The sequence below is a fragment of the Micromonospora sp. A200 genome (assembly GCF_029893845.1).
Classification (GTDB): domain Bacteria; phylum Actinomycetota; class Actinomycetes; order Mycobacteriales; family Micromonosporaceae; genus Micromonospora; species Micromonospora purpureochromogenes.
Window position 1 is genome coordinate 15,293 of record NZ_JARXXY010000001.1, and the last position, 25,154, is coordinate 40,446.

22 protein-coding genes are annotated in these 25,154 nt (G+C 73.8%); 12 read left to right on the plus strand and 10 right to left on the minus strand.

Translation table 11 applies throughout. The annotated features are described in order from the left end of the window. Positions 1-4 precede the first annotated feature (4 nt). Positions 5-1,183 (plus strand): NADP-dependent malic enzyme, encoded by a 1,179-nt coding sequence (locus M2302_RS00080; protein ID WP_280835917.1) that lies wholly within the window; start codon positions 5-7, stop codon positions 1,181-1,183. 160 nt (positions 1,184-1,343) lie between these two features. Next, entirely contained in the window at positions 1,344-2,306 is a 963-nt protein-coding gene (locus M2302_RS00085; protein ID WP_280835918.1) for a zinc-binding dehydrogenase, read from the plus strand. A gap of 93 nt (positions 2,307-2,399) precedes the next feature. Here M2302_RS00085 and M2302_RS00090 read toward each other — a convergent pair whose 3' ends face one another. Further along, positions 2,400-3,368, minus strand: a complete 969-nt coding sequence (locus M2302_RS00090) for a chlorophyllase (protein ID WP_280835919.1) — start codon at positions 3,366-3,368, stop codon at positions 2,400-2,402. Between the two features lie 89 nt (positions 3,369-3,457). Then, positions 3,458-4,345, minus strand: a complete 888-nt coding sequence (locus tag M2302_RS00095; RefSeq protein ID WP_280835920.1) for an alpha/beta hydrolase — start codon at positions 4,343-4,345, stop codon at positions 3,458-3,460. 158 nt (positions 4,346-4,503) lie between these two features. Between M2302_RS00095 and M2302_RS00100 the strand changes: the two genes are divergently transcribed. Next, positions 4,504-4,674 carry a hypothetical protein gene (locus tag M2302_RS00100; RefSeq protein ID WP_280835921.1) on the plus strand — a complete coding sequence of 57 codons (171 nt, stop codon included), beginning with the start codon at positions 4,504-4,506 and terminating at the stop codon, positions 4,672-4,674. 22 nt (positions 4,675-4,696) lie between these two features. On the opposite strand, the gene M2302_RS00105 is transcribed toward M2302_RS00100, so the two are convergent. The 7 genes from M2302_RS00105 to M2302_RS00135 all read right to left on the minus strand — a co-directional run bounded on the left by M2302_RS00105 (position 4,697) and on the right by M2302_RS00135 (position 14,791). After that, complete coding sequence (locus M2302_RS00105; protein WP_280835922.1) at positions 4,697-5,818, minus strand: acetate kinase; 1,122 nt, start codon at positions 5,816-5,818, stop codon at positions 4,697-4,699. Then, the gene (gene pta / locus M2302_RS00110; protein WP_280835923.1) at positions 5,815-7,881 is read right to left on the minus strand and encodes a phosphate acetyltransferase; all 2,067 of its coding nucleotides are present in this window, start codon (positions 7,879-7,881) and stop codon (positions 5,815-5,817) included. Before pta ends, M2302_RS00105 begins: the two co-directional genes overlap by 4 nt. Positions 7,882-7,962: 81 nt before the next feature. After that, a complete protein-coding gene (locus tag M2302_RS00115) occupies positions 7,963-8,142 on the minus strand; it encodes a DUF6104 family protein (protein ID WP_088960493.1) in 180 nt (59 codons plus the stop codon). An 89-nt stretch (positions 8,143-8,231) separates the two neighbouring features. Then, positions 8,232-11,942, minus strand: a complete 3,711-nt coding sequence (locus M2302_RS00120; protein WP_280835924.1) for a multifunctional oxoglutarate decarboxylase/oxoglutarate dehydrogenase thiamine pyrophosphate-binding subunit/dihydrolipoyllysine-residue succinyltransferase subunit — start codon at positions 11,940-11,942, stop codon at positions 8,232-8,234. 257 nt (positions 11,943-12,199) lie between these two features. Continuing rightward, positions 12,200-13,033: an ABC transporter permease subunit gene (locus M2302_RS00125; protein WP_280835925.1), complete on the minus strand. Its 834-nt coding sequence runs from the start codon at positions 13,031-13,033 to the stop codon at positions 12,200-12,202. Continuing rightward, positions 13,030-13,968, minus strand: coding sequence for an ATP-binding cassette domain-containing protein (locus M2302_RS00130; protein ID WP_280835926.1), 939 nt, complete (start codon positions 13,966-13,968; stop codon positions 13,030-13,032). The genes M2302_RS00125 and M2302_RS00130 overlap by 4 nt, the downstream gene beginning before the upstream one ends. Positions 13,969-14,119: 151 nt before the next feature. Next, a complete protein-coding gene (locus M2302_RS00135; RefSeq protein WP_280835927.1) occupies positions 14,120-14,791 on the minus strand; it encodes a hypothetical protein in 672 nt (223 codons plus the stop codon). 181 nt (positions 14,792-14,972) lie between these two features. Between M2302_RS00135 and M2302_RS00140 the strand changes: the two genes are divergently transcribed. Both M2302_RS00140 and M2302_RS00145 read left to right on the plus strand, forming a co-directional pair. Next, a complete protein-coding gene (locus M2302_RS00140) occupies positions 14,973-15,752 on the plus strand; it encodes a GNAT family N-acyltransferase (protein ID WP_280835928.1) in 780 nt (259 codons plus the stop codon). Then, a complete protein-coding gene (locus M2302_RS00145; protein ID WP_280835929.1) occupies positions 15,749-16,729 on the plus strand; it encodes a lysophospholipid acyltransferase family protein in 981 nt (326 codons plus the stop codon). The genes M2302_RS00140 and M2302_RS00145 overlap by 4 nt, the downstream gene beginning before the upstream one ends. 328 nt (positions 16,730-17,057) lie before the next feature. Here M2302_RS00145 and M2302_RS00150 read toward each other — a convergent pair whose 3' ends face one another. Beyond that, positions 17,058-17,249 carry a DUF397 domain-containing protein gene (locus M2302_RS00150; RefSeq protein WP_280836228.1) on the minus strand — a complete coding sequence of 64 codons (192 nt, stop codon included), beginning with the start codon at positions 17,247-17,249 and terminating at the stop codon, positions 17,058-17,060. 380 nt (positions 17,250-17,629) lie between these two features. Between M2302_RS00150 and M2302_RS00155 the strand changes: the two genes are divergently transcribed. The 7 genes from M2302_RS00155 (at position 17,630) to M2302_RS00185 (ending at position 25,125) form a co-directional block, all read left to right on the plus strand. Then, positions 17,630-18,466, plus strand: coding sequence for a DUF4097 family beta strand repeat-containing protein (locus M2302_RS00155; protein ID WP_280835930.1), 837 nt, complete (start codon positions 17,630-17,632; stop codon positions 18,464-18,466). Next, on the plus strand, positions 18,463-19,065 hold the full coding sequence (locus tag M2302_RS00160) for a PadR family transcriptional regulator (protein WP_280835931.1): 603 nt from the start codon (positions 18,463-18,465) through the stop codon (positions 19,063-19,065). The genes M2302_RS00155 and M2302_RS00160 overlap by 4 nt, the downstream gene beginning before the upstream one ends. Positions 19,066-19,133: 68 nt before the next feature. Beyond that, positions 19,134-19,835: a response regulator transcription factor gene (locus M2302_RS00165; RefSeq protein WP_154942204.1), complete on the plus strand. Its 702-nt coding sequence runs from the start codon at positions 19,134-19,136 to the stop codon at positions 19,833-19,835. Continuing rightward, on the plus strand, positions 19,832-21,388 hold the full coding sequence (locus M2302_RS00170; RefSeq protein WP_280835932.1) for a HAMP domain-containing sensor histidine kinase: 1,557 nt from the start codon (positions 19,832-19,834) through the stop codon (positions 21,386-21,388). Before M2302_RS00165 ends, M2302_RS00170 begins: the two co-directional genes overlap by 4 nt. 62 nt (positions 21,389-21,450) lie before the next feature. Beyond that, complete coding sequence (locus M2302_RS00175) at positions 21,451-23,058, plus strand: trypsin-like peptidase domain-containing protein (RefSeq protein ID WP_280835933.1); 1,608 nt, start codon at positions 21,451-21,453, stop codon at positions 23,056-23,058. Positions 23,059-23,246: 188 nt separating this feature from the next. After that, complete coding sequence (locus M2302_RS00180) at positions 23,247-23,918, plus strand: BON domain-containing protein (RefSeq protein WP_280835934.1); 672 nt, start codon at positions 23,247-23,249, stop codon at positions 23,916-23,918. Positions 23,919-24,069: 151 nt separating this feature from the next. Continuing rightward, positions 24,070-25,125: a glycosyltransferase family 4 protein gene (locus M2302_RS00185; protein ID WP_280836229.1), complete on the plus strand. Its 1,056-nt coding sequence runs from the start codon at positions 24,070-24,072 to the stop codon at positions 25,123-25,125. The last annotated feature ends 29 nt before the right edge of the window (positions 25,126-25,154 follow it).

The window sequence follows — 25,154 nt, forward strand, 5'->3', positions numbered from 1 at the left end:
CACCATGTCTGCGTCCACCGTGGATCCCGCTGATCCCGTCTTCCGGTTGCACGTCGGCGGCAAGATGGCCGTCACCTCGACGGTCCCGCTGACCAGCCGGGAGGACCTCTCCCTCGCCTACACCCCGGGCGTCGCCCGGGTCTGCGAGGCGATCGCCGCCGACCCGGCCCTGGCCGACGACTACACGTGGGTGTCGCACACCGTCGCGGTCGTCACCGACGGCTCGGCCGTACTCGGCCTCGGCAACATCGGCCCGCGCGCCGCGCTGCCGGTGATGGAGGGCAAGGCGGTGCTGTTCAAGCAGTTCGCCGGCGTGGACGCGGTACCGATCTGTCTGGACACCCAGGACGTGGACGAGATCGTGGCGACGGTGACGGCGCTCGCCCCCTCCTTCGGCGGGATCAACCTGGAGGACATCAGCGCCCCCCGCTGCTTCGAGGTGGAGCGCCGGCTGGACGAGGCGCTGGCCATCCCGGTCTTCCACGACGACCAGCACGGCACCGCGATCGTCGTGCTGGCCGCGCTGCGCAACGCGGCGGCGCTGCTCAACCGCAAGCTCGGCGACCTGCGGGTGGCGGTCAGCGGCGCCGGCGCGGCCGGGGTGGCGGTGACGAAGATGCTGGTCGCCGGCGGCGTGAACCCCGACCAGGTGGTGGTCTGCGACTCCAAGGGCATCATCGGCCGGCACCGCGAGGGGCTGACCGGCACCAAGGCCGAGCTGGCGGAGTCCACCAACGCCGAGGGCCGCCAGGGTGACATCACCGAGGCACTGCGCGGCGCGGACGTGCTGGTCGGCGTCTCCGGCGGGCAGATCCCCGAGGCGGCGATCGCCGGCATGGCGCCCGGCGGCATCGTCTTCGCGCTGGCCAACCCCACCCCCGAGGTGCACCCCGAGGTGGCCGCCCGGCACGTCGCGGTGGTGGCGACCGGCCGCAGCGACTACCCCAACCAGATCAACAACGTACTGGCGTTCCCCGGCGTGTTCCGGGGTGCGCTGGACGCCCGGGCCACCCGGATCACCGACGGGATGAAGGTGGCCGCGGCGGATGCGATCGCCGGGGTGGTGGCCGAGTCGCTCACCGCCGACGCGATCGTGCCCTCCCCGCTCGACCCCCGGGTGGCTCCCGCGGTGGCGGCGGCGGTCGCCGAGGCGGCCCGCCGCGACGGCGTCACCCGCGCCTGACCGCGCTCCGCCCACCGGGACACGCAGTTTCCGAGAAAGAGTGGCCTCCTGACGCCGGGAGGCCACTCTTTCTCGGAATGTGCGGGGGTGGTGACCGGAGGGCCGGGGGGGGCGGGGTTGTGGGGCAGGTCCTGTGTCGGCGGCGGTTCTCCTTGTTACGGTGCCGACCATGCGTGCCGCCTATGCCTCGAGCTTCGACACCGACAATCCGCTCGCCGCGTTGACCATCGGCGAGCGTCCCGAGCCGACCCACCCGGAGGAAGACTGGGTGACCGTGCAGGTGCGGGCCAGCTCGCTCAACCACCACGACCTGTGGTCCCTGCGCGGGGTGGGCCTGGCCCCCGACCAGCTGCCGATGATCCTGGGCTGCGACGCGGTCGGCACCGACCCGGACGGCAACGAGGTGGTCATCTACCCGGTGGTGCCCACCCCCGGCGACCCGCGTGGCGTCTCCATCCTCTCCGAGCACTTCGCCGGCACCCTCGCCGAGCGGGTGGCTGTACCCCGGGTGAACCTGATCCCGCTGCCGACGGGGCTGTCGGCGACCGACGCGGCCTGCCTGCCGACGGCCTGGCTGACCGCGTGGCGGATGCTGACCACCAAGGGCCGGATCGACGACGCCGAGTCGGTGCTGGTCCAGGGCGCGGGCGGCGGTGTGGCCACCGCGGCCGTCGCGCTCGCCGTGGGGCACGGCAAGCGGGTGTACGCGACCAGCCGGGACGCCGGCAAGCGGGAGCGGATCGCCGCCCTCGGGGCGACCGCGCTGGAACCCGGCGCGCGCCTGCCCGAGCGGGTCGACGTGGTGATCGAGACGGTCGGCGCGGCCACCTTCGACCACTCGCTGAAGTCCGCCGCCCCGCTGGCCCGGATCGTGGTCTCCGGGGCGACCGCCGGGCACGAGCCGAAGATCAACCTGCGGCGGGTCTTCGCCATGCAGTTGGAGATCCTCGGCACCTCCATGGGCACCCCGGACGAGCTGACCGACCTGCTGGCCTTCTGCGCCGAGCACGAGGTGCGCCCGGTGGTGGACAGCGTGGTGCCGTTCAGCAAGGTCGAGGACGCCTTCGCCCGCCTGCACTCCGGCGACGTCTTCGGCAAGGTCGTCATCGACCACACCGCCTGACCCCCCCAGATCCCGGCACTTTCCGAGAAAGAGTGGCCATTCCGCGTCGGATGGCCACTCTTTCTCGGTAAGTGCGCCGGCCGGCCGCGGGGGTCAGAGGTGGTCGTCGAGGGTCGCCAGGTTGCCGCGGGCGGCGTCGGCGGGGAGGCGGTCCCGGGCCGCCGCGTCGCCGTAGAGGGTCCAGCGGAGGAACTCCAGCGTGGTGTCGGAGACCACCCGCAGCGCCGCGCCGTCGCTGAGCAGGGCCCGGCCGTGGTCGCCCTTCGGCAGGCTCAGCATCGCCTTCGGCCAGGGGACCGCGTCGTACACCGCCTTGCCGGCGGCGTAGTCGACCACCTCGTCGGCCTCGCCGTGCACGAAGAGCTGCGGCGCGGCGGCCCCGGCGAAGGCGGTGCCGACCCCGAGCGCGGTCCCGGCGAAGACCACCCCGGCGTCGAGGCGCTCGTCCCGGCCGGCGGTGAAGAGGCCGATGGTGGTCACCCCGCCGGCCGAGTGCCCGGCCGCGGCCACCCGGTCCGCGGCCAGCCGGCCGCGCAGCGGGTCGCCGGCCTTCGCGTCCAGCGCGAGCACCTTGTCCAGCGCGTACGAGACGTCGGCGGGCTGGTTGAGCACGTCGAGCACGTTGCCGCCGGCGCCCCGGCTGGTGTGCGGGAAGGTCGGCGCGGCCACCACGAACCCGGCCGCCGCCCACCGGGTGAGCAGCTCCGCGTAGTCGTCCGGCCGGCCGTTCAGGCCGTGGCTGAACATCACCACCGGGAACCGCCCGTCCGCCACGTCCGCCCCCCGCTCCGGCCCGCCACCGGTTGCGCCCCGGGCCGGGTACCAGAGGGTCACCGGCAGCGGGCGGTCACCGTCCCGGTTCAGCTTCACCTGGCGTACGCCGACGGCGAAGGTCTGCGCTGGCGCGGTGCCGGCGGGGACCCGCGGCGCCGGGGTGGTGGCCTTCGGCGGCTCCGGCGGGGCGGCCGGCCGGGCGGTCGGGGCGGGAGCCGCCGAGCAGCCGGCGAGGCCGACGGAGAGCAGGGCGGTGGCGAGCAGGACCGGGGTGGGGCGACGGGACATGAATCCGATTGTGCCCCGGTCACCGGGGTGTCCGGCCACTGTTGGACGCAGTGTGACCTGCGGCGGACCGTCGGTGGCCGGGCCGCCGCTCAGGGACGCAGGCGGTCGTCGAGGGCGGTGACACCGGGCCGGAGGCCGTCGGCCGGCAGGCGTCGGGCGGCCTCCCGGTCGTCGTAGAGCGTCCAGCGGAGGAAGTCCGTGGTGGTGGCGAGCACCTGGTCGAAGCCGGGGCGGCCCGGGGTCAGGTACTCGCCGTGCCCCTGCCCGAGCACGCTCAGGAAGGCCGCCGGCGGGCCGGCCCGGTCGTACGCGGCCCGACCGACGGCCAGCGGCACCACCGGGTCGGCGGTGCCGTGCACGAAGAGCAGGGGAGCGGCGGGCCCGGCGAAGCTGCCGGCCAGCCCGCCGCCGGCGATCACGATGCCGGAGCGGAGCCCGGCCGAGTGCCCCGAGGTGAACATGCCGGCGGTGGTGAAGCCGCCCGCCGAGTGGCCGGCGGCGGCGACCCGGCCGACGTCCAGGTGCCCGGCGAGCGGGTCCTTCCGGCCCGCGTCGAGCCGGGCCAGGTGCCGCACCAGCCGCCAGCCGTCCGCCGGCTGGTTCCTGACGTCGGACCGGGTGAACGTCCGGGCCCGCAGGTTGGTGTGCGGGTACGTCGGCGCGGCCACCACGAACCCCGCCGCCGCCCAGCGGGCGGTGAGCCCGGCGTGCAGCTCGGGCAGGCTCCACAGGCCGTGGCTGTAGATCACCACCGGGAACCGCCCCGGGGCGACCCGCCCGCCCTCGGTCGGGTACCAGAGCGTCACCGGCAGCGGCCGGGACCCGGTCGGGTCGATGGTGAGGGTCCGTACCGCGACCGGGTGGAGCCGGTCCGGGGCGTGCCCGGCCGGCGGCGGCCCGCCGACCGCGGCGGTGGCCGGTGCGCAGCCCGCCAGCAGCGCCGTGATCAACGCGACGACCGGCCGCGGCACCCCCATCCCTGCACGGTAGGGGGCCGGCGCCCCACCCCGGCCCCACCGTCCGGACCGGATGCCGCCCGCCGCCCGGCCGGTTCCCGTCCACCGCTCGGATCGCAAGCGTCACCCTGGGCTCGGCGGGACCGTGCGGGGTGCGCGGTTTCGCTAGGGTCTCCGGCATGTCTGACGAGTACGTTGACCCCAGCGGCAACACCGAGCAGTTCCGCGCCTTCGCCCACTCGGAGCCCGCCGCGCCCGCCGAGGTGGCGTCCCGCCTGCCACTGATCGCCGGCGCGGCCGCGGTCGCGGTGCTGCTGGTGGCCGTCGCCGGCTGGCTGGCCCTGGGCTGAGCCGCCGCCGACCCGGTTCCGCTCAGCCGGCGGTCGCGGCCACCACGCGGGTCTCCCGGGCGATCTCCCGCTCCTCGTCGGTGCCGATCACGCAGACGCTGACCTCGGCGCCGTCGGGCGAGATCACCCGGTCGCCGGCGCCGGCGTTGCGCGCCGGGTCCACGGCGATGCCCAGCCGGTCCAGCCCGGCCAGCGCCGCGGCCCGGACCTCCGCGGCGTGCTCACCCACGCCGGCGGTGAAGGTGACCGCGTCGACCCGGCCGAGCAGGGCGTAGTACGCCCCGACGTACCCGGTGATCCGGCGGCAGTAGACGTCGAAGGCCAGCGCGGCGGCCGGGTCCCCGGCGGCCCGCCGTCGGAGCACTTCGCGCATGTCGTTCGCGCCGGTCAGGCCGAGCAGCCCGCTGCGGTGGTTGAGCAGGTCGTCGATCTCGTCCACCCCCAGCCCGCCCTCCCGACGCAGGTGGAAGATGACCGTCGGGTCCAGGTCACCACTGCGGGTGCCCATCACCAGGCCCTCCAGCGGGGACATGCCCATCGAGGTGGCCACGCTGTGCCCGCCGGAGACCGCGCAGGCGCTGGCGCCGTTGCCCAGGTGCAGGGTGATCGTGTGCAGGCCCTCGTACGGCCGGCCGAGCAGCTCCGCCGTGCGCCGTGAGACGTACGCGTGCGAGGTGCCGTGGAAGCCGTACCGGCGGACCCCGTAGCGCTCGGCGACGTCCCGGTCGATGGCGTAGGTGGCGGCGGCCTCGGGCAGCGCATGGTGGAAGGCGGTGTCGAAGACGGCGACCTGCGGCACGTCGGGCAGCGCCTCCCGGGCCACCTCGATGCCGGCCAGGTTTGCCGGGTTGTGCAGCGGCGCGAGCGGCACCAGCTCCCGGATCGCGGTGAGGACCGCGTCGTCGATCAGCACCGGTTCGCTGAACCGCCGGCCGCCGTGCACCACCCGGTGCCCGACCGCGCCCAGCCCCTCCACGTCGAGCCGGTCCAGGATCTGCCGGACGGCGGTGACGTGGTCTGCCGGCCCGCCCCCCGGCTCGCCGACCCGCTCCACGGTGCCGGAGTCGCGGACCGTCTCACCGTCGTAGAGCCGGTACTTCACCGACGAGGAACCGCAGTTGAGGACGAGTACCCGGTCGGTCATGACGCCTCCGCGGCGGCCTGGATGGCGGTGATCGCCACCGTGTTGACGATGTCGGCGACCGTCGCGCCCCGGGACAGGTCGTTGACCGGCCGGCGCAGGCCCTGCATCACCGGGCCGACCGCGACCGCGCCCGCCGAGCGCTGCACCGCCTTGTACGTGTTGTTGCCGGTGTTCAGGTCCGGGAAGATGAAGACCGTCGCGCTGCCGGCCACCGTGCTCTGCGGCAGCTTCGTCGCCGCGACCTGCGGATCGATCGCCGCGTCGTACTGGATCGGGCCCTCCACCAGCAGCTCCGGGCGGCGCTCGCGGACCAGCTTGGTGGCCGCCGCGACCTTCTCCACGTCCGCCCCGGCCCCCGAGTCACCGGTGGAGTACGACAGCATCGCCACCCGGGGCTCGATGCCGAACCGGGCGGCGGTGTCGGCCGAGGACATGGCGATGTCGGCGAGCTGAGCGGCGTCCGGGTCGGGGTTGACCGCGCAGTCGCCGTAGACCAGCACCCGGTCGGCGAGCAGCATGAAGAAGACGCTGGAGGCCACCGAGACCCCGGGCACCGTCCGGATGATCTCGAACGCCGGGCGGATGGTCGCCGCCGTGGTGTGGGTGGCCCCGGAGACCATGCCGTCGGCGTGCCCGGTGGCCACCATCATGGTGCCGAAGTAGTTGGGCCGGGCCACGATGTCGTGCGCCAGTTCGACCGTGACGCCGCGGTGGGCGCGCAGCCGCGCGTACTCGACGGCGAACTCGTCGCGCCACGCGCTGGTGACCGGATCGACGACGTCGGCGCCGGTGACGTCGATGCCCAGCTCCCGGGTGCGGCGGGTGACGTCGTCCGGGCGGCCGAGCAGGGTCAGGTCGGCCACGCCCCGCCGGAGCAGCACCTCCGCCGCCCGCAGGATGCGCTCCTCGGCCCCCTCGGGCAGCACCAGCCGGCGGCGGGTGGCCCGGGCCCGGTCGATCAGGTCGTACTCGAACATCAGCGGGGTGACCCGCTCGGACCGGCTGACCCGCAGCCGGCGGGCCAGGTCGACGGTGTCCACGTTGCCCTCGAACGCGCCGAGCGCCGCCTCCACCTTGCGCGGGTTGGCCGGGCTCGGGCGCCCCTCGATCCGGCTGGACGCGGCCACCGTGTCGTAGCTGTCGCTGCGTACCGAGAGCACCGCCAGCCCGGTGTTGAGCCCCTCGACCAGCCGCATCGCCCGGGGGTCGGGCTGCTCGCCCAGCGTGAGCACCAGCCCGGCCACCGAGACCTGCCCGGCGACGTGCGCGGCGCTGGCCGCGACCAGCAGGTCCGCCCGGTCGCCCGGGGTGATCACCAGCGCCCCCTCGGTGAGGTGGTCGAGCAGGGTGGGCACGTGCGCGGCGCCGACCACGTAGTCGAGCACGTCGCGGTCGAGCGCGGCGTCGTCCCCGGCGAGCAGGGTGGCGCCGAGCGCCGCCGCCACCTCGGCCACCGTCGGCGCCGACACGGTCGGCACCTCCGGGATGGCGTACGCGGGGACGGGCAGCTCCGGCAGGGTCATCGGCCCGGGCACCCGGTTGGCGATCACCGCCAGCACCGTCGCGCCCAGGTCCTCCAGATCGTGGTACGCCCCACGCGCCGCCGCCGCGATCGCCTCCGGCTCCTGCCCGAAGCCGTCGATCACCGGCACCACCACGCTGCCGAACTCGGTGGCCAGCCGGGCGTTGAAGGCCAGCTCGCGGGGGCCTGCGCCGTCGCCGCCGTCGGCGAAGTCGCTGCCCACCACGACCACGGCCGGGCGGCGCTGCTCGACGCTGCGATAGCGCTCGACGATCCGGGAGATCAGTTCCTCCCGGCGGCCGTCGGCGACCAGCGCGCTCGCCTCGGCGTAGGTGGCGCCGGTCAGCTCATGCTGCGGCAGGTCCACCCGGTAGCGGTCGATCAGCAGGGCGAGGATCGGGTCGGCGCCGGTGTCGGCGACCAGCGGCCGGAACGCGCCGATCCGCTCGACCTGTCGGGAGAGGAGTTCCGCGAGGCCGAGGGCGATGGTCGACTTCCCCCCGCCGGACCCCACGCTGGTCAGGTAGACGCTGCGGGCCACGACCCCACCCTAGGAGATCACGCGCTCCCGCGCCCGGGACCTCCGTCCCACCCACCCGGGCCGGACGGGATGGTCCCGGGGTTACTCGTCGTCCTCGTCGTCGAGGCGGGCCAGGTAGGTGGCGAAGCGTTCGATCGGGGTCTCGAACTCGGGGTTCAGGTCGACGAAGTCGCGCAGGCGCTCGGCGAGCCATTCGATGCTGACCTGCTCGTCGGCCCGGCGCTCGACGAGTTCCTCGATGCCACGGTCGGTGAAGTACATCCGTACGTCCTTGTCGGGAGGGTGCCGACGGAACCGGGGCAGGGCCGTCGGCGGACGGCGCTGCCCCGGGTCTCGGCGGTGCGGTCAGGTCACGGGCGGGGGAGGGCCGCCTCGATCAGCGCGGTCTGCTCGACCTCGTGCATCTTGGCCGAGCCGACCGCCGGGGCCGCCGCGGCCGGGCGGGAGATCCGCCGCAGCCGGACGTCGGCCAGGTGCTCCAGCAGGTTGAGCGCGACGAACGACCAGGCGCCCTGGTTGGCCGGCTCCTCCTGCACCCAGGCGAAGTCCTCGGCGTTCGGGTACTGCGCCAGCGCGGCCCGGATCTCCTCGATCGGCAGCGGGTAGAGCTGCTCCATCCGGAGGATCACGGTGTCGGTGACGCCGCGCTCGGCCCGGGCCTGGAACAGGTCGTAGTAGACCTTGCCCGAGCAGAGCAGCACCCGCTTCACCTGCTCCGGCGCCGGGGCGGCGGTGTCGGCCAGCACCGGCTGGAAGGTGCCGGTGGTGAAGTCCTCCACCGAGGAGACGCAGAGCTTGTGCCGCAGCAGCGACTTCGGCGTGAACACCACCAGCGGCTTGCGCTTCGGCGACAGGGCCTGGCGACGCAGCAGGTGGAAGTAGTTCGCCGGGGTGGTCGGGATGGACACCCGCATGTTGTCCTCCGCGCAGAGCTGGAGGAACCGCTCCGGGCGACCCGACGTGTGGTCCGGGCCCTGGCCCTCGTGGCCGTGCGGCAGCAGCAGGGTGACCGCGGAGCGCTGGCCCCACTTCACCTCGCCGGAGGAGATGAACTCGTCGATCACCGACTGGGCGCCGTTGACGAAGTCACCGAACTGGGCCTCCCAGCACACCAGCGCGTTGACGTTCTCCACCGAGTAGCCGTACTCGAAGCCCATCGCGGCGTACTCGGACAGCAGCGAGTCGTGCACGAAGAACCGGGACCGCTCGCCGTCGCCGGTGAGCGACTTCAGCGGCAGGTGGTCGTCGCCGGTCTTGGCGTCCACGATCGAGGCGTGCCGCTGGACGAAGGTGCCGCGGCGGGAGTCCTGCCCGGCGAGCCGGACGGTGACCCCGTCGTGCAGCAGCGCGCCGAACGCGATGATCTCGCCGTAGCCCCAGTCGATGTTGCCCTCGACGGACATCTTGGCCCGCCGGTCGAGCAGCTGCTGGATCCGCTTGTGCGGGGTGAAGCCCTCGGGGAGGTTGACGTGCGCCTCGCCGATCGCCTTGACCACGGCGGCGTCGGTGGCGGTCTCCACCTGCGGCTCCGGCTCCTCCTCGGGGCGCGGCCGGCTGAGCTTGCGCGGGGTGGTCGCGGCGTCGCGGGTGGCCTTGAAGACCCGCTCCAGCTGCCCCTGGTAGTCGCGCAGCAGCTCCTCCGCGTCCTCCACGGTGATGTCACCCCGCCCGATCAGCTCCTCGGTGTAGAGCTTGCGGACCGAGCGCTTCGAGTCGATGATCTTGTACATCTCCGGGTTGGACATCGAGGGGTCGTCGCCCTCGTTGTGCCCGCGCCGGCGGTAGCAGACCATGTCGATCACGACGTCCTTGTTGAACGCCTGCCGGTACTCGAAGGCCAGCCGGGCGACCCGGACCACGGCCTCGGGGTCGTCGCCGTTGACGTGGAAGATCGGCGCCTGGATCATCCGGGCCACGTCGGTGCTGTAGAGGCTGGAGCGGCTGTACTCCGGGGCGGTGGTGAAGCCGACCTGGTTGTTGACCACCACGTGCACGGTGCCGCCGGTGCGGTAGCCGCGCAGCTGGGAGAGGTTGAGCGTCTCGGCGACCACGCCCTGGCCGGCGAAGGCGGCGTCACCGTGCACCGCCAGCGGCAGCACGGTGTAGCCCTCCAGCTTGAGGTCGATCCGGTCCTGCTTGGCCCGGACGATGCCCTCCAGCACCGGGTCCACGGCCTCCAGGTGCGACGGGTTCGCCACCAGCGACACCTTGACCGCGTGGTCGCCGTCCGGGGTGGTGAACTTGCCGTTCTGGCCCAGGTGGTACTTCACGTCGCCGGAGCCCTGGGTGGAGCGCGGGTCCAGGTGGCCCTCGAACTCCGAGAAGATCTTCTCGTACGGCTTGCCGACGATGTTGGCCAGTACGTTCAGCCGGCCCCGGTGGGCCATGCCGATGACGACCTCGTCCAGCCCGCCCTCGGCGGAGGCCTCCAGCACCTCGCCGAGCAGCGGGATCAGCGACTCGCCGCCCTCCAGCGAGAAGCGCTTCTGCCCGACGTACTTGGTCTGCAGGAAGGTCTCGAAGGCCTCGGCGGCGTTGAGCCGGTTGAGCACGTGCTTCTGCTCGTCGGCCGGCGGCTTCTCGTACTTGCGCTCGATCCGCTCCTGGATCCAGCGGCGCTCCTCCGGGTCCTGGATGTGCATGTACTCGATGCCGACCCGGCGGCAGTACGAGTCCCGCAGCACGCCGAGGATCTCCCGCAGCTTCATCCGCTGCCGGCCGGCGAAGCCGTTGACCGGGAAGACCCGGTCCAGGTCCCACAGGGTCAGCCCGTGCTGGAGGACGTCCAGGTCCGGGTGCTTCCGGATCTTGAACTCCAGCGGGTCGGTGTCGGCCATCAGGTGGCCGCGCACCCGGTACGCGTGGATCAGCTCGTGCACCCGCGCGGTCTTGTTGATCTGGCCCTCGGAGTCGACCGCGACGTCCCGCATCCAGCGCACCGGCTCGTACGGGATGCGCAGCGAGGTGAAGATCTGGTCGTAGAAGCCCCGCTCGCCGAGCAGCAGCTCGTGCATCACCTTGAGGAACTCGCCGGACTGCGCGCCCTGGATGATCCGGTGGTCGTACGTGCTGGTCAGCGTGATGATCTTGCTGACCGCCAGCTCGGCCAGGGTGGTCTCGCTCATGCCCTGGTACGGCGCCGGGTACTCCATCGCGCCGACGCCGATGATGGCGCTCTGCCCCTGCATCAGGCGGGGGATCGAGTGCACCGTGCCGATGCCGCCCGGGTTGGTCAGCGAGATGGTGGTGCCGGCGTAGTCCTCCATGGTCAGCTCGTTGCGCCGGGCGCGCCGGACCACGTCCTCGTACGCCTGCCAGAACTGCCGGAAGTCCATCTGCTCGCAGGCCTTGATGGACGGCACCACCAGGTTGCGGGAGCCGTCCGGCTTGGCCAGGTCGATGGCGATGCCCAGGTTGACGTGCTCCGGGCGGACCATCGCCGGCTTGCCGTCGACCTGGGCGAAGGAGTTGTTCATCTCGGGGTGCTCGACCAGCGCCCGGACCAGCGCGTACCCGATCAGGTGGGTGAAGCTGACCTTGCCACCGCGCCCGCGGGCGAGGTGGTTGTTGATCACGATGCGGTTGTCGACCAGCAGCTTGGCCGGGACGGCGCGCACGCTGGTCGCGGTCGGCACCGCCAGCGAGGCGTCCATGTTCTGCACGATCTTGGCGGCCACGCCGCGCAGCGGGGTGGTGCCCGCACCGCTCACCGCCGGCGCCTTGGCGGCCGGCTTGGCCGGGGCGGCCTTGGCCGGCGCCGGCTTGGCGGGGGCCTTGGCGGCGGGGGCCGGCTTGGCGGGGGCGGCCGGCTGCGCCACGGTCACGGCGGCCTCCGGCTGGCCGGCCGGCTCGGCGGGGGCGGCCTTGGCCGGGGCCTTCTCCTCGGCGGGGCGCGGCGTGGCGGCGCCCGGGGCCGGCCGGTAGTCGGCGAAGAAGTCGTGCCAGGCCGAGTCGACGCTCGACGGGTCGGCGAGGTAGCGCTGGTACATCTCCTCGACGATCCACTCGTTCGGGCCGAAACCCGCCAGTGGGTTCTCCTGCGAAGTCTGCTGGGTCGACACGGCCGGTAATCGCCTCTTTCACGCGGGTTCGTATGTCACGCGGTCGGCACCCGTGCCCGGTTACCGGCGCACGGGAGACGGCTCCCAGGCTACGCCGTAGGAATGCCGCAGGCATTTCCGCCTCCGACGGGTGGCCCGTTTCACAGAAGATGCCAGAAGTTCGCCAAACGCTGCGTGTCGCGTCGACTCCTGATAGACGCGACGGCCCCGGTCGGTGACGTCACCGCCACCGACCGGGGCCGTCGCCCGGGTCCGGCTCAGGCGATGTCGCGGCGCCGCATGATGAGGCTGCCGGCCGCCGAGGTCACCACGGCGTACGCGATCAGGACCACCGCGCCCACCCACTGCGGCGGGCTGCCCGGCAGTTCGGTGCCGCTGATCATCAGCGAGGACGCGGTGGACGGCACGATCACCGCCAGCTTGCCGATCCAGTCCTGCTCCAGCCACTGCTGGAGCAGGAAGAAGATCAGGTTCGCCGCCGTCGTGCCGACCAGGTAGAGCACCACGGCGGTGATGGTCGCCCCGATCTGGCTGCGGATCAGCACGCCGAAGCCGACGCCGAAGACGCCCCAGAGCACGTACGCCAGCAGGTTGAGCAGGATCGCGCGGGTGATGTCCCAGTCGCCCAGGTGCGCGTCCCACCCCTTGGCGGCGAAGAAGATCAGCGTCGCCGGCACGGTCAGCACGGTGGTGACCAGCCAGAAGAGCGCGCCGATCAGCGCCGCCGCGACCAGCTTGGCGGTGACCACCACCGTCCGGTGCGGGGTGGTGAGGAAGGTGGTCGTCGCGGTCTGGTGGTAGAACTCGTTCGTCACCACGATGATGCCGAGCAGCAGCACGAAGAGCAGCCCGAAGTACTGCCCCGAGGTGAACAGGTTCGCCGCCTGGTAGACCTCGTCGGCCGAGGCCAGGACCTGCTCGGCCTGCTCTCGCGGCAGGCCCTCCACGTCCTGCGGGCCGCTGAGGCTGAGGTTCGCGTTGACCGCGTTGACCAGGAACGCCAGGGCCAGGGTGACCAGCGCGCCGAGGCCGAACAGCCACCACGTGTTGGTCGTACGGATCTTGAGCAGTTCGGCTCGGACCAGGTTCATCGGATGCCCGCCTTCCCGGCCGTCAGCTCCAGGAAGACCCGTTCCAGGTCGGGTCGTTCCGTGGTGAGTTCGTGCAGTTCCACCCCGGCGGCCAGGGCGACCCGGCCGACGGTCGGGGCGTCCGCCCCGTCCACCAGCAGGACGCCGTGCTCGTCGGGGGTGACGGTGGCCGACTGCGCCTTCAGCGCGGCGACGAGCTCGTCGGCCTGCGGGGTGCGTACCCGCACCCGCACGCCCTGGGCCATCGAGCCGATCACCTGCTCGACCGGCCCCTGCCGGATCAGCTGGCCGGCGGCGATGATCACCACGTCGTCGGCGAGCAGCTGCATCTCGGAGAGCAGGTGGCTGGAGACCAGCACCGTGCGGCCCTCCTGGGCCAGGCTCTTGAGGAACCCGCGCATCCACCGGATGCCCTCCGGGTCCAGCCCGTTGGCCGGCTCGTCCAGGATCAGCACCCGCGGGTCACCGAGCATCGCGGCGGCGATGCCGAGCCGCTGCTTCATGCCCAGCGAGTAGCCCTTGAACTTGCGCCGGGCGGCCGGGGTCAACCCGACCAGGGCCAGCGCCTCGTCGGCGCGCTGCCGGGGCAGCCCGGCCGCGGCGCAGATCACCCGCAGGTGGTTGAGGCCGGTGCGGCCCTTGTGCGCGCTGGACGCCTCCAGCACCGCGCCCACGTGCCGCAGCGGGTCGGTCAGGTCGGCGTAGCGGACCCCGTCCACGGTGGCGTCGCCGCTGGTCGGGGTGACCAGGTTCAGCAGCATCCGCAGCGTGGTGGTCTTGCCGGCGCCGTTCGGGCCGAGGAAGCCGGTCACCCGCCCCGGTTCGACGGTGAAGGACAGGTTGTCCACCGCCCGGACGTTCTTGTAGTGCTTCGTCAGTCCGGACACCACGATCTGGCCGGTCCCGGTGCTGGGGCTCCACTGCCCGTCGGACATCGTGCTCCTCCCGTGCGGCGGCGCGTCACGCGCCGCGGTGTGCGGCGCCGTTGCGGACAGCGCCGGGGCACAGCCTGGCAAGGGCGCGCAACCTGGTCAATCGGGCGCGGTCCGTAGTCCGGGCTCCACCTCACGCAGGAGGCGGTCGTCCTCAGGGACGAGAGGCGGGTTCCGGGGGCAGCGCGATCCAGGTGGCCCGGGCCCGGCCGAGCAGCGCGCCGGTCGGCCCGTACAGGCTGGTGCGGACGACCGCCTTGCGCCCCTCACCGCTGACCAGCTCGCCGGTCACCACGCACTCGTCGCCGGGCCCGGGCAGCGCGTCGACGACCGCGGCGACGCGGCCGAGGACGTACGGCCGGCCCGGGGCGATGACCGCCCAGCCGCCCGGGCAGTCCAGCGCCGCCCAGACCGTGGCGGGCACCACCCGGTCGGGCGCGCGGAACGGCGCGGCGGTCCGGCCGTCCGGCAGCCGTCCCGGGAAGATCCGCAGCCCGTCCGGGCGGTCCGGGCCGCAGACGTAGCAGCCGGGGAAGGGGTGGTTTCGCAGGCCGGGGTACGCGGCCGAGGCGGCCGCCGCCGTCGCCGGGTCGACCGGGGCGACCGCCGCGGGCGGGTCGTCGGTCGGGTGGACCTGGGCGACGAGCTGCCCGTCCGGGTCGAGGACGTCGCCGTCGGCCAGGGTCAGCGGGGTCTCCAGCGGGGGCGGGCGGCGCAGCGTCACCTCGACCGGCCGGTCGCCCCCGTACGCCTCGGCGAAGACGCCGGCGCTCCATCCGCCGTTGCCCGATCCGGGCGGCCCGTTGAACCGGGACTCGATGATCATCGACGCACCTCCGTCGTGCCCGGCGCCGCCGCCGGGTCCGCCCGGGCAGCCTGCCACGCCGGCCCGGCGGAAGGTCAGGTAGCCCGGCGTCGGCGGTTCGGGGCGGACCGCCGACCGCCGTTCACCGGATCGACATCCTTCGCCGGGGCGGCCGGCAACCCCGGACACCTACACAGGTCGCATGGCCGTTCTGCACGCCGCTGGCGCACCCCTGACGACCAGCGGATACACCCTGCTGATCGCCGACGACCCCACCCAGGTCGCGGCCGCGCAACGCCTGCGCCACGAGGTCTTCGCCACCGAGCTGGGCGCGACCCTGCGCCCGGGCGGGGCCGGGCTGGACGTCGACGACCTCGACACCCACTGCGACCACCTGATCGTGCGCGAGGAGCGCACCGGCGCGGTGGTCGGCACGTACCGGCTGCTGCCGCCGGGACGCACCGACCGCCGGTACGCCGCGAGCGAGTTCGACCTGACCTCCCTGGACCCGCTGCGCGACGTCCTGGTGGAGGCCGGCCGCTCCTGCGTCCACCCCGATCACCGTTCGGGTGCCGTGATCAACCTGATGTGGGCGGGCATCACCCGCTACCTGCACCTGCGCGGCTCCCGCTGGCTGGGTGGCTGCGCCTCGGTGCCGGTCGGCGACGGGGGCCGGGCCGCCGCCGAGGTGTGGGCCCGGGCCCGCGCCCGGCACCTGGCCCCGCCGCTGCTGCGGGTCCGTCCGCTGCGGCCCTGGTTCGCCGAGCCGGGGGCGGTCCCGCCGGACACCGCCGAGGGCGGCGCCGCCGGGCAGGCGCTGATCCCGCCGCTGCTGCGCGGCTACCTCCGGCTGGGCGCCTGGGTCGCCGGGGAGCCGGCGTACGACCCGGACTTCGCGGTGGCCGACTTCTACGTGCTGTTCTCCCTGGACCGGATGAACCCGCGCTACCTGCGGCACTTCCTCGGCGGGGCGCAGGAGTGAGCGCCGAGCTGTGGCGGCCCACCTCCGGCTGCGGTCCGGACTGCCTGCCGGTGTCGGGGCAGGTGCCCGCCGTGCCCGCCGCCCGGCGGGTGGCCCGGCTGCTGGGCGTACTCGGGATGCTGCTGGTGGGGGCCGGCCTGGCCGGGCTGCTGCCGGTGCTGCCGGCGGCGTCGCGCGCGACCGCACTGCGCGGCTGGGCGCGGGCGACGGCGCGCGCCCTCGGGGTGCGGCTGGAGGTGCGGGGCCGGCCGCCGCGCCGGCGGGCGCTGCTGGTCGCCAACCACGTCTCCTGGCTGGACGTGCTGGCGGTGCTGGCCGTCGCGCCGGCCCGGATGCTGGCCAAGCGGGAGGTCCGGGCCTGGCCGCTGGTCGGGGTGCTGGCCCGCGCGGGCGGCGCGCTCTTCGTCGACCGGGCCCGGCCCCGCGAGCTGCCGGCGACCGTCGCCCGGATCGCCGGGGCGCTGCGGGCCGGTGACCCGGTCGCGGTCTTCCCGGAGGGTACGACCTGGTGCGGCACCCTGACCGCCGGCGACTGCCGGCCGGGGCGGGGGTTCCGGCCGGCCGTGTTCCAGGCGGCGATCGACGCCGGGGCGCCGGTGGTGCCGCTGCGCGTCGGCTACCGCTGCGCCGCGACCGGCGAGGCCACCACGGCGGCCGCCTTCCTCGGCGACGACACCCTCTGGCGGTCGGTACGCCGGGTGCTCGCCGCCCGCGACCTGGTGGTCACCGTCCGGGTCGCCGCGGCCCTGCACCCGGCCCCGGGCGCGGACCGGCGGGCGCTGGCCCGGGCCGCCGAGTCGGCGGTCCACCTGGTGCCGGCCCGGCCCGTCGCGCTCCGGCCGGTGACCGCGCCGGGCGGCCCGGGCCTCCTCCGGACGGCGGATTCGACCCGGGCGGCTGCCGGGTGGACGGCTGCGTCACCGCCGGCCGACCTCGGTGCCTCGACAGGCGCAAGGGAGCTGGACCTGGCGGCCTGACGCTTACCCGACTCGCGACGGTCTCCCTGCGGCGAGGGTTGGCCGATCCATGTGGGGCACCGCGACGGGCGGTTCAGCGTCGTCCAGGAGCGGAGGTTCCGCTGGTCGGAGGCGGCAGCCGTGGCTGAAGGGCAGTGCCGCATGTCGGAGGGCAGCCGGCCGCAGGCACCGTACGAGCGGATCACGGTGGGCGATGGCCCCACGGCCACGGCGTCCTGGTGAGCGACCGGCATCGACGAGGAGTGCGCCACCGGAGCGCGCCTCGTCAGGTAACGGGGAAGAGCCCTCAGCTTCGCGCTGGGGGGCCTTCTCTGTGGTCCGCAGCAGATCAGCCGACCGGGCCGATCTGCTTCGCCAGATCCACGAAGGACTGCCACGACTGCGGGTCGAAGTTGAGGGTGCCGCCCTCCCGATCCTTGGTGTCGCGCACCAGGACGGCCCCCGGCATGTTGTCGGCAATTTCGACGCAGGACCCGCCGTTGCCGCCAGACTTCGTCGACTTCCGCCACCGCGGGGTCATCACGTCCATGACTTCGCCACTTCCTTGATCAGCTCGATTGGCCGCCGGCGGGGGAGTGCTTCGTTCCGCACGACCTCCCACGTCTTTTCCAGCGTAGCGACATCCGCAGGCGCATCGACGATCTGTGCAGTGAGAGGGTTGTCCGCGTGCGCTACCCGTGCGCCGTCCGGCAGTTCGGCGATATTCGGCCTGGGCGCGCGGCTGCCGCGTGGACGCCGCATCCCCGCCTGTCGCCTCGGTGCCTCAAGAGGCGGAAGGGAGCTGGACCTGGCGGCCTGACGCGCACCCGACTCGCGACGTGTCTTGTCCTATCGCGATGTATCGCGTTACGCTCCTCCCGAGCGTGGGCCGCCGGCCGTGCGCATCGAGGGGAGGATGCCATGACCAGTTGGACGGTCGAGCAGCCGCGACGCTTCACCCTGGACGACCCGGTCACCGAACTCGACGTGCGGCTGATCAGCGGTCGGCTCAACGTGGTCGCCACCGACGGCCCGGCCCGGGTCGACATCACCCAGGCCGGCGGCGAGGGCCGGCCGATCCACGTCGAGCACCGCGACGGCCGGCTCAGCGTCGTCCAGGAGCGGAAGTTCCGCTGGTCGCAGGTGTTCCGGTGGGTCGGCCCACTGGCCCGCTGGCCCCGGGTCGACGTCTCCGTCGCGGTCCCCGCCCACGTGGCGGCCACCCTCAACCTGATCGACGGCTCGCTGGTCGCCTCCGGGCTGCGCGGGCGGACCCGGGCCGACGTGACCTCCGGCCAGATCACCCTGATGGGGCTGCGCGGCGCCACCGCCGCGAAGATCGTCTCCGGTCCGGTGGAGGCGCTCGGGGTGGCCGGCGAGGTCACCCTGGAGACCGTCTCCGGCGAGGTCATCGTGGCCGACAGCGCGCCGGGCCAGGTCCGCGCGCACACCGTCTCCGGCGCGATCACCTGCGACTTCGACAACCCCCGGCGCAGCGAGATCCGGCTCAGCACCATCTCCGGCAGGATCACCGTCCGGGTCCGGGAGGACAGCGACCTCGCCGTCCGGCTGCACACCGCCTCCGGCCGCATCACCAGCGGCTTCCCCCAGGTGCTGGCCAGCCGGGGGCTGGCCGCGGTGCGCGACAGCGAGGGAGTCCTCGGGGCGGGCGAGGGTAAGCTCTGGGCCTCCGCGACGTCGGGCAGCATCGCGCTGCTCGCCCGTCCGGTGGACGACGACCAGGAGGAGCTGCCGTGACCGCCGTGTTCAGTCACGGGCGGCTCCGGCTCTATCTGCTCAAGCTGCTCGACGACGGCCCGAAGCACGGCTACGAGCTGATCCGGCTGCTGGAGGACCGCTTCCTCGGCCTGTACGCCCCGAGCGCCGGCACGATCTATCCCCGCCTGCAACGGTTGGAGGTGGAGGGGCTGGTCACCCACACCGCGGCCGGCGGCCGCAAGGTCTACGAGATCACCGAGGCCGGCCGGGCGGAGCTGCGGCAGCGCGCCGGCGAGCTGGCCACCCTGGAGTCTGACATCACCGCCTCGGTGCAGGACCTCTCCACCCTCGCCGGGGAGATCCAGACCGAGGTTCGCGGCTCGGTCCGGGACCTCAAGCGCGAACTGCGCGAGGCGGCCCGGCAGACCCGGCAGGCCCGCTGGGACCGGCCGGTGCCGCCGGCGGCTCCCGCCCCCGCCGCCTCACCGCTGCTGACCGAGTTCGACCAGCGGCTGGCCGCCTTCACCATGGAGGTCGGCGGGCTGGTCCGGGCGCACCGACTCTCCGACAACCAGTTGCGTACGGCGATCCGGGTCCTCGACGGCGCGCTCGACGGGCTCCGCCGGCTGCTGCGCTGACGCGGCTCACAGGGTCTTTTCAGGAAGCGTCCAGCGCCGGCGCAGCCGCGTCGCGGATGATGGCGGGCATGGCCGCTACCCAGACCGAGGCGCGACTGCTCGTGGTCGAGGACGATCCCAACATCCTCGAACTGCTCTCCGCCAGCCTGCGCTTCGCCGGCTTCGACGTGGCCACCGCCACCAGCGGCAGCGCGGCGTTGAGCACCGCGAAGGACCACCGTCCCGACCTCGTGGTCCTCGACGTGATGCTGCCCGACCTGGACGGCTTCGAGGTCATCCGGATGCTCCGCGAGGGCGGCACCCGTACCCCGGTGGTGTTCCTGACGGCGCGGGACGCCACCGACGACAAGATCCGTGGGCTCACCCTGGGCGGCGACGACTACGTCACCAAGCCGTTCAGCCTGGAGGAGCTGACCGCCCGGATCCGCGCGGTGCTGCGGCGTACGGCCACCGGCGAGCACGCCCCCTCCCGGCTCACCTTCGCCGACCTGGAGCTGGACGAGGAGACCCACGAGGTGCACCGGGCCGGCCAGCGGGTGCAGCTCTCGCCGACCGAGTTCAAGCTGCTGCGCTACCTGATGCTCAACGCCAACCGGGTGCTCAGCAAGGCGCAGATCCTCGACCACGTCTGGAACTACGACTTCCGGGGCGACGACAACATCGTCGAGTCCTACATCTCGTACCTGCGCCGCAAGGTGGACAACACCCAGCCCCGGCTGATCCACACCCTGCGCGGGGTGGGCTACGTGCTGCGCAAGCCGACAGCGTGAGCGTCCTGCACGACGCCAAGGGAAAGCTCCGCAGCGTCCCGTTGCGGATCAAGCTGGTCGCGTCGGTGCTCACGCTGGTCGCCATGGCGCTGGTCGTGATCAGTTCACTGACCACGTACTTCCTGCGCGACTACCTGATCAGCCAGGTCGACGAGCAGCTCCGGGGCGACAGCATGGAGGTGGCCGACGCGCTCGACCAGGCCCGGGGCGGCCAGATCCTGGTCGGTCTCCCCACTGACTACGTCGCCGCGCAGGCCTCTCCGGAGCTGGGGGTTCGGCCCGCCTCCCGCTACTCCGGCCTGGGTGCGGAGGAGCTGCCGCCGCTGCCGTCCGACGTGCAGGGCTTCGCCGACCAGGTGGGCGCACCCTTCACCGTCCGGTCCCAGGACGGCAAGACCCGGTGGCGGATGCTCTACACCGACCTGGGGAACGGCCGCGTCCTGGCGCTCGGCCAGCACCTGACCGACGTCGACCTGGCCGTCAAGCGACTGGTCTGGATAGACCTCCTGGTCGGCGGGGCGGTGCTGATCCTGCTCGCCTCGATCGGCGCGGCGATCGTGCGGACCAGCCTCAAGCCGCTGGTGGAGATCGAACGCACCGCCGCCGCGATCGCCGGTGGCGACCTCACCAGACGGGTGCCCGACCCGGAGGAGGGGCAGGAGTGCGCGACCTCCGAGCTGGGCCGGCTCTCCCGCGCGCTGAACGCGATGCTGGCCCAGATCGAGGCCGCCTTCACCGCCCGGGCCGCGTCGGAGACCGCCGCCCGCTCGGCCGAGGCCGGCGCCCGGGACGCGGCACACGCCGCGCAGATCTCCGAGGCGCGGGCCCGCCGCTCGGAGGAGCGGATGCGGCAGTTCGTCGCGGACGCCTCGCACGAGCTGCGTACCCCGCTGACCACCATCCGGGGCTTCGCCGAGCTGTACCGGCAGGGCGCGGCCCGCGCGCCCGAGCAGACCGCCGACCTGCTGCGCCGCATCGAGGACGAGGCGGCCCGGATGGGGCTGCTGGTGGAGGACCTGCTGCTGCTGGCCCGGCTGGACCGGGAACGGCCGCTCTCGCTGGCCCCGATCGAGCTGCCGGTGCTCGCCTCCGACGCCGTGCAGGCCGCGCGGGTGGTCGCCCCCGACCGGCGGATCGAGCTGGAGATCGAGCCCGGCTCGGGGCCGCTGGTGGTGCACGGGGACGACGCCCGGTTGCGGCAGGTCATCGGCAACCTGATGACCAACGCGCTCACCCACACCCCGCCCGAGGCGTCGGTCACCCTGCGCCTGCGCGCCGAGCCGGGGAACCTGGCCGTGGTCGAGGTGGCCGACACCGGTCCGGGCCTCACCCCGGAGCAGGCCGAGCGGGTGTTCGAGCGCTTCTACCGCGCCGACGCGGCCCGGACCCGCCGGGCGACCGGGATCACCAGCACCGGGCTGGGGCTGGCCATCGTCGCCGCCCTGGTCACCGCCCACCACGGCACCGTGCAGGTCGCCGAGACCCCGGGCGGCGGGGCGACCTTCCGGGTCCGGCTGCCGCTGCTGCCGGACGCCGACGGCGAGAACGAGTGACTTTCAGAAAACATTCAGGCCGGTTCCAGGCTGGTGCCAGTGCGACGGGAGAAAGTGGAGCCATGACCGAGTTCGAGACCGACCCGCAGCGGCGGCCGGCCGCCCCCGACGCGGAGCCGTCGCACCCCACCGCCGAGCTGTCCCGCGTCGAGCCTGGGCAGTCCGACTCCACCGAACCTCGCCCGGCCGCCCCGGGCGACGCCGCCGGCACCGCGGGGGAGCCGGCCGGCACCGAGCCGAGCGCCGCCACCACGCCGGACGCCCAGACCTCGGCCGCCCCGTACGCCGGCCAGACCTCCGCCGGCCCGTACCCGGGCGCCGGGCAGACCTCCGCCGCGCCGAACGCCGGCCAGACTCCCGGTGCCGGGTACCCGTCGGTCGGGTACCCGCAGGCGGGTCAGGCCTCCGCCGCGCCGTACCCGGGCGGGGCGCACGGTGGTGAGCAGGCCTACCGACCCGGCTACCAGCCGTACCCGTCCGCCGGTCAGTACCCGGCCGGCTACCAGCCCGGGCAGCAGTCCGGCTGGACGGCGGGCTACCCGGGTGCGCAGGGGCCCGGTGGGCCGGTCCCGCCACAGCACGGCGGGCAGCCGGTGCCGCCCTGGGCCGCCGGCCCGCGCCCCTCGAAGGTGGCCAAGTTCGTCGGCGCCGGCGTGGCGGTCTTCGCCCTGATGCTCGGCTCCGGCGTCGCCGGTGGCGCGCTCGCTCTCGCGGTCGACGGCGACTCCGGCGGCATCACCCGCACCTACTCGGCCGCGCCGGTGATCAACAGCGCCGACCTGCCGAAGATCGCCGCCGCCGTGCAGGACAGCGTGGTCTCCATCATCACGGGCAACGGCGAGGGCTCCGGCGTGATCCTGAGCGCGGACGGCTTCGTGTTGACCAACAACCACGTGGTCGCCTCCGCCTCCGGGGACACGGTCCGGGTGGTCTTCGCCGACGGCAAGACCGCCCAGGCCAAGATCGTCGGTACCGACCCGAAGACCGACCTCGCCGTGGTCAAGGCCAGCGGTGTCAGCGACCTGAAGGCCGCGAAGTTCGGCGACAGCGACGGGATGCAGGTCGGCGACCAGGTGCTCGCCCTGGGCAGCCCGCTGGGCCTGCAGGGCTCGGTCACCGCCGGCATCCTCAGCGCCCGGGACCGGACCATCCAGGCCGGCGAGAACGGGCAGCAGAACCCGCAGCAGGGCGCCAGCTCGATCTCCGGGCTGCTCCAGACCGACGCGCCGATCAACCCCGGCAACTCCGGCGGCGCGCTGGTCAACACCCGGGGCGAGGTGATCGGCATCAACACCGCGATCGCCACCGCCGGACAGGGCAGCAGCGGCAACATCGGAGTCGGCTTCGCGATCCCCAGCAACAAGGCCAAGGACGTCGCCGAGAAGCTCCAGCGCGGCGAGAAGGTCAGCCACCCGTCCCTCGGGGTGAGCGTCAACGCCGCCGAGGACGGCGGGGCGCTGGTCGCCGCGGTCGTGCCCGGCAGCGCGGCCGAGAAGGCCGGCATCCAGCGGGGCGACGTGATCACCCGGTTCGGCGACAAGGTGGTCAACGACTCCAACGACCTGGTCGGCGCCGTGCAGGCCGGCAAGGTCGGCGACCGGGTCGAGGTGACCTACAAGCGAAATGGTGCCGAGGCGAAGGCAACCGTGACGCTCGCCGAGACGTCATAACACCAGACCTGCCTCCTCCGGGGCGGCGGGTGGCGGAGCCAAGGGGGTTGGCTCCGTCACCCGTCGCCTTTTTCGCACCCCGTGGCCCCCGACGCCGGTTCGGTGCCGGTTCACCCCGTCAGGGTGAGCCGGCCTCACCCGAGGAGTCGGCATCCTGGCCAGGAGCCGACCGCACGGGAGGGGACGCCATGACGACGGCAGCGGCCACCCGCACCGATCCGGACATCCAGCGCGACGTGCTCGACGAACTGGCCTGGGACCCGCAGGCCCAGCCGCACGAGATCGGGGTGAGCGTCGCCGACGGCGTGGTCACCCTGACCGGCCGGGTCGACAGCTACGCCCGCAAGTGGGCGGCGCAGCGCTGCGCGCACCGGGTACGAGGCGTGCGGGCCGTCGCCGACGACATCGAGGTACGCCTGCCCGGCCTGGACGGTCAGGACGACGGCGAGCTCGCCCTCGCCGCCGTGCGGGCGCTGGAGTGGGACAGCTTCGTGCCCGCCGAGCGGCTGGACGTGACGGTCTCCGCCGGCTGGCTGATGCTGCGCGGCGAGGTGGAGTTCGGCTACCAGCGGCGCACCGCCGAGCGGGAACTGCGCCGGCTGCGGGGCGTACGCGGGGTGACCAACCTGATCGAGGTGGTGCCGTCGGCCCCGCCCAGCGCCGAGCAGACCGCCCTGGACCTGCGCCGGGCGTTGCGCCGTCGGACCGGCACCGAGGCGATCACCGTCGAGCTGGCCGGCGACACCGTCGTCCTGGGCGGCACGGTCCGCTCCTGGGTTGAGCGGGACGAGGCGGAGCGGGTCGCCTGGTCGGCACCGGGCGTACGGGCCGTCGACGACCGTCTCGTCGTCACCGGGTGAGCCGCCCGTCGCGTCCGACGAATGTCCGTTTAGCGCAGCCGGGGTGGGGAAATCGCCGCCGATCCCGCTCACCGGGAAGCAACGGGGAGGACCTGTGGCCGTGACCCACCGTCCGTCGGAGAGCCCGCCGGGAGGGCCGCTGCGGATCGCGATGGTGGTCCCGCCGTGGCTGTCGGTGCCGCCGCCCGGCTACGGCGGGCTGGAACAGTTGGTGCACGGGCTGGTGGACCGGCTGGTCGAGCGCGGCCACGCGGTGACCCTGTTCGGCGCCGGCCGGCACCACGGCACCGCCGCCGACTTCGTCTCCACCGTCGAGGACCTCCAGTACGCCCGGCTGGGCGAGGCGCTGCCGGAACTGGCCCACCTGGCCCGGGTGAACCACCTGATCAACGCGGCCGACTTCGACGTGATCCACGACCACACCACCATCGGCCCGCTGGTCGCCGGCCGGCGGGCGGTGCCGACCGTGGCCACCGTGCACGGCAACCCCGTCGGCGAGTACGGCACCGTGCTCAGCGACGTCGACCGGGGCGTGGGGCTGGTGGCCATCTCGCACACGCAGCGCCGGCTGAATCCGGGCCTGCCCTGGGTGGGGACCGTGCACAACGCGATGGACGTGCGGGAGTTCCCGCACAAGCAGGGCCCCGGCCGCGGCCCGGTGCTCTGGTTGGCCCGGTTCAGTCCGGACAAGGGCCCGGACCTCGCGATCCGCGCCTGCCGGGCGGCCGGCCTGCCGCTGACCCTGGCCGGCAAGTGCAACGAGCCCGCCGAGCGGCACTACTTCACCGACGTCGTCGAGCCGCTGCTGGACGAGGACGTCACCGTGGTGTTCAACGCCGACCGGGACGCGACCCTGCGACTGCTGCTGGACGCCCGCTGCCTGATCATGCCGATCCAGTGGGAGGAGCCGTTCGGCATGGTGATGGTGGAGGCGATGGCGACCGGTACGCCGGTCGTGGCGCTGCGGCGCGGTGCCGTGCCGGAGCTGGTGGTGGACGGGGTCACCGGGCTGATCCGGGACCGCGCCGACGAGCTGCCGGCGGCGCTGCGGGCGGCGGACCGGCTGGACCCGCAGGCCTGCGTCGCGCACGTGGCCCGGAACTTCTCCACGGACGGGATGGCGGAGGGCTACGAGGCGGTGTACCGGCAGGTCGCCCTCGGCGCCGCCGCGCCGGCCCGGGAGCCGACGCCGGTCGTCACCCGCTGACCGCGGGCAGCGGGACCGGCGCAGCCCCG

Excerpts from the sequence above, each read along its gene's own strand:
- M2302_RS00095 (WP_280835920.1), bottom strand. The coding sequence starts at position 4,345 with ATGGGGGTGCCGCGGCCGGTCGTCGCGTTGATCACGGCGCTGCTGGCG.
- M2302_RS00105 (WP_280835922.1), bottom strand. The coding sequence starts at position 5,818 with ATGACCGACCGGGTACTCGTCCTCAACTGCGGTTCCTCGTCGGTGAAG.
- M2302_RS00150 (WP_280836228.1), bottom strand. The coding sequence starts at position 17,249 with ATGACCCCGCGGTGGCGGAAGTCGACGAAGTCTGGCGGCAACGGCGGG.
- M2302_RS00130 (WP_280835926.1), bottom strand. The coding sequence starts at position 13,968 with ATGTCCGACGGGCAGTGGAGCCCCAGCACCGGGACCGGCCAGATCGTG.
- M2302_RS00100 (WP_280835921.1), top strand. The coding sequence starts at position 4,504 with ATGTCTGACGAGTACGTTGACCCCAGCGGCAACACCGAGCAGTTCCGC.
- M2302_RS00140 (WP_280835928.1), top strand. The coding sequence starts at position 14,973 with ATGGCCGTTCTGCACGCCGCTGGCGCACCCCTGACGACCAGCGGATAC.
- M2302_RS00135 (WP_280835927.1), bottom strand. The coding sequence starts at position 14,791 with ATGATCATCGAGTCCCGGTTCAACGGGCCGCCCGGATCGGGCAACGGC.
- M2302_RS00185 (WP_280836229.1), top strand. The coding sequence starts at position 24,070 with ATGGTGGTCCCGCCGTGGCTGTCGGTGCCGCCGCCCGGCTACGGCGGG.
- M2302_RS00090 (WP_280835919.1), bottom strand. The coding sequence starts at position 3,368 with ATGTCCCGTCGCCCCACCCCGGTCCTGCTCGCCACCGCCCTGCTCTCC.
- M2302_RS00175 (WP_280835933.1), top strand. The coding sequence starts at position 21,451 with ATGACCGAGTTCGAGACCGACCCGCAGCGGCGGCCGGCCGCCCCCGAC.
- M2302_RS00080 (WP_280835917.1), top strand. The coding sequence starts at position 5 with ATGTCTGCGTCCACCGTGGATCCCGCTGATCCCGTCTTCCGGTTGCAC.
- M2302_RS00155 (WP_280835930.1), top strand. The coding sequence starts at position 17,630 with ATGACCAGTTGGACGGTCGAGCAGCCGCGACGCTTCACCCTGGACGAC.
- M2302_RS00180 (WP_280835934.1), top strand. The coding sequence starts at position 23,247 with ATGACGACGGCAGCGGCCACCCGCACCGATCCGGACATCCAGCGCGAC.
- M2302_RS00115 (WP_088960493.1), bottom strand. The coding sequence starts at position 8,142 with ATGTACTTCACCGACCGTGGCATCGAGGAACTCGTCGAGCGCCGGGCC.
- M2302_RS00125 (WP_280835925.1), bottom strand. The coding sequence starts at position 13,033 with ATGAACCTGGTCCGAGCCGAACTGCTCAAGATCCGTACGACCAACACG.
- M2302_RS00165 (WP_154942204.1), top strand. The coding sequence starts at position 19,134 with ATGGCCGCTACCCAGACCGAGGCGCGACTGCTCGTGGTCGAGGACGAT.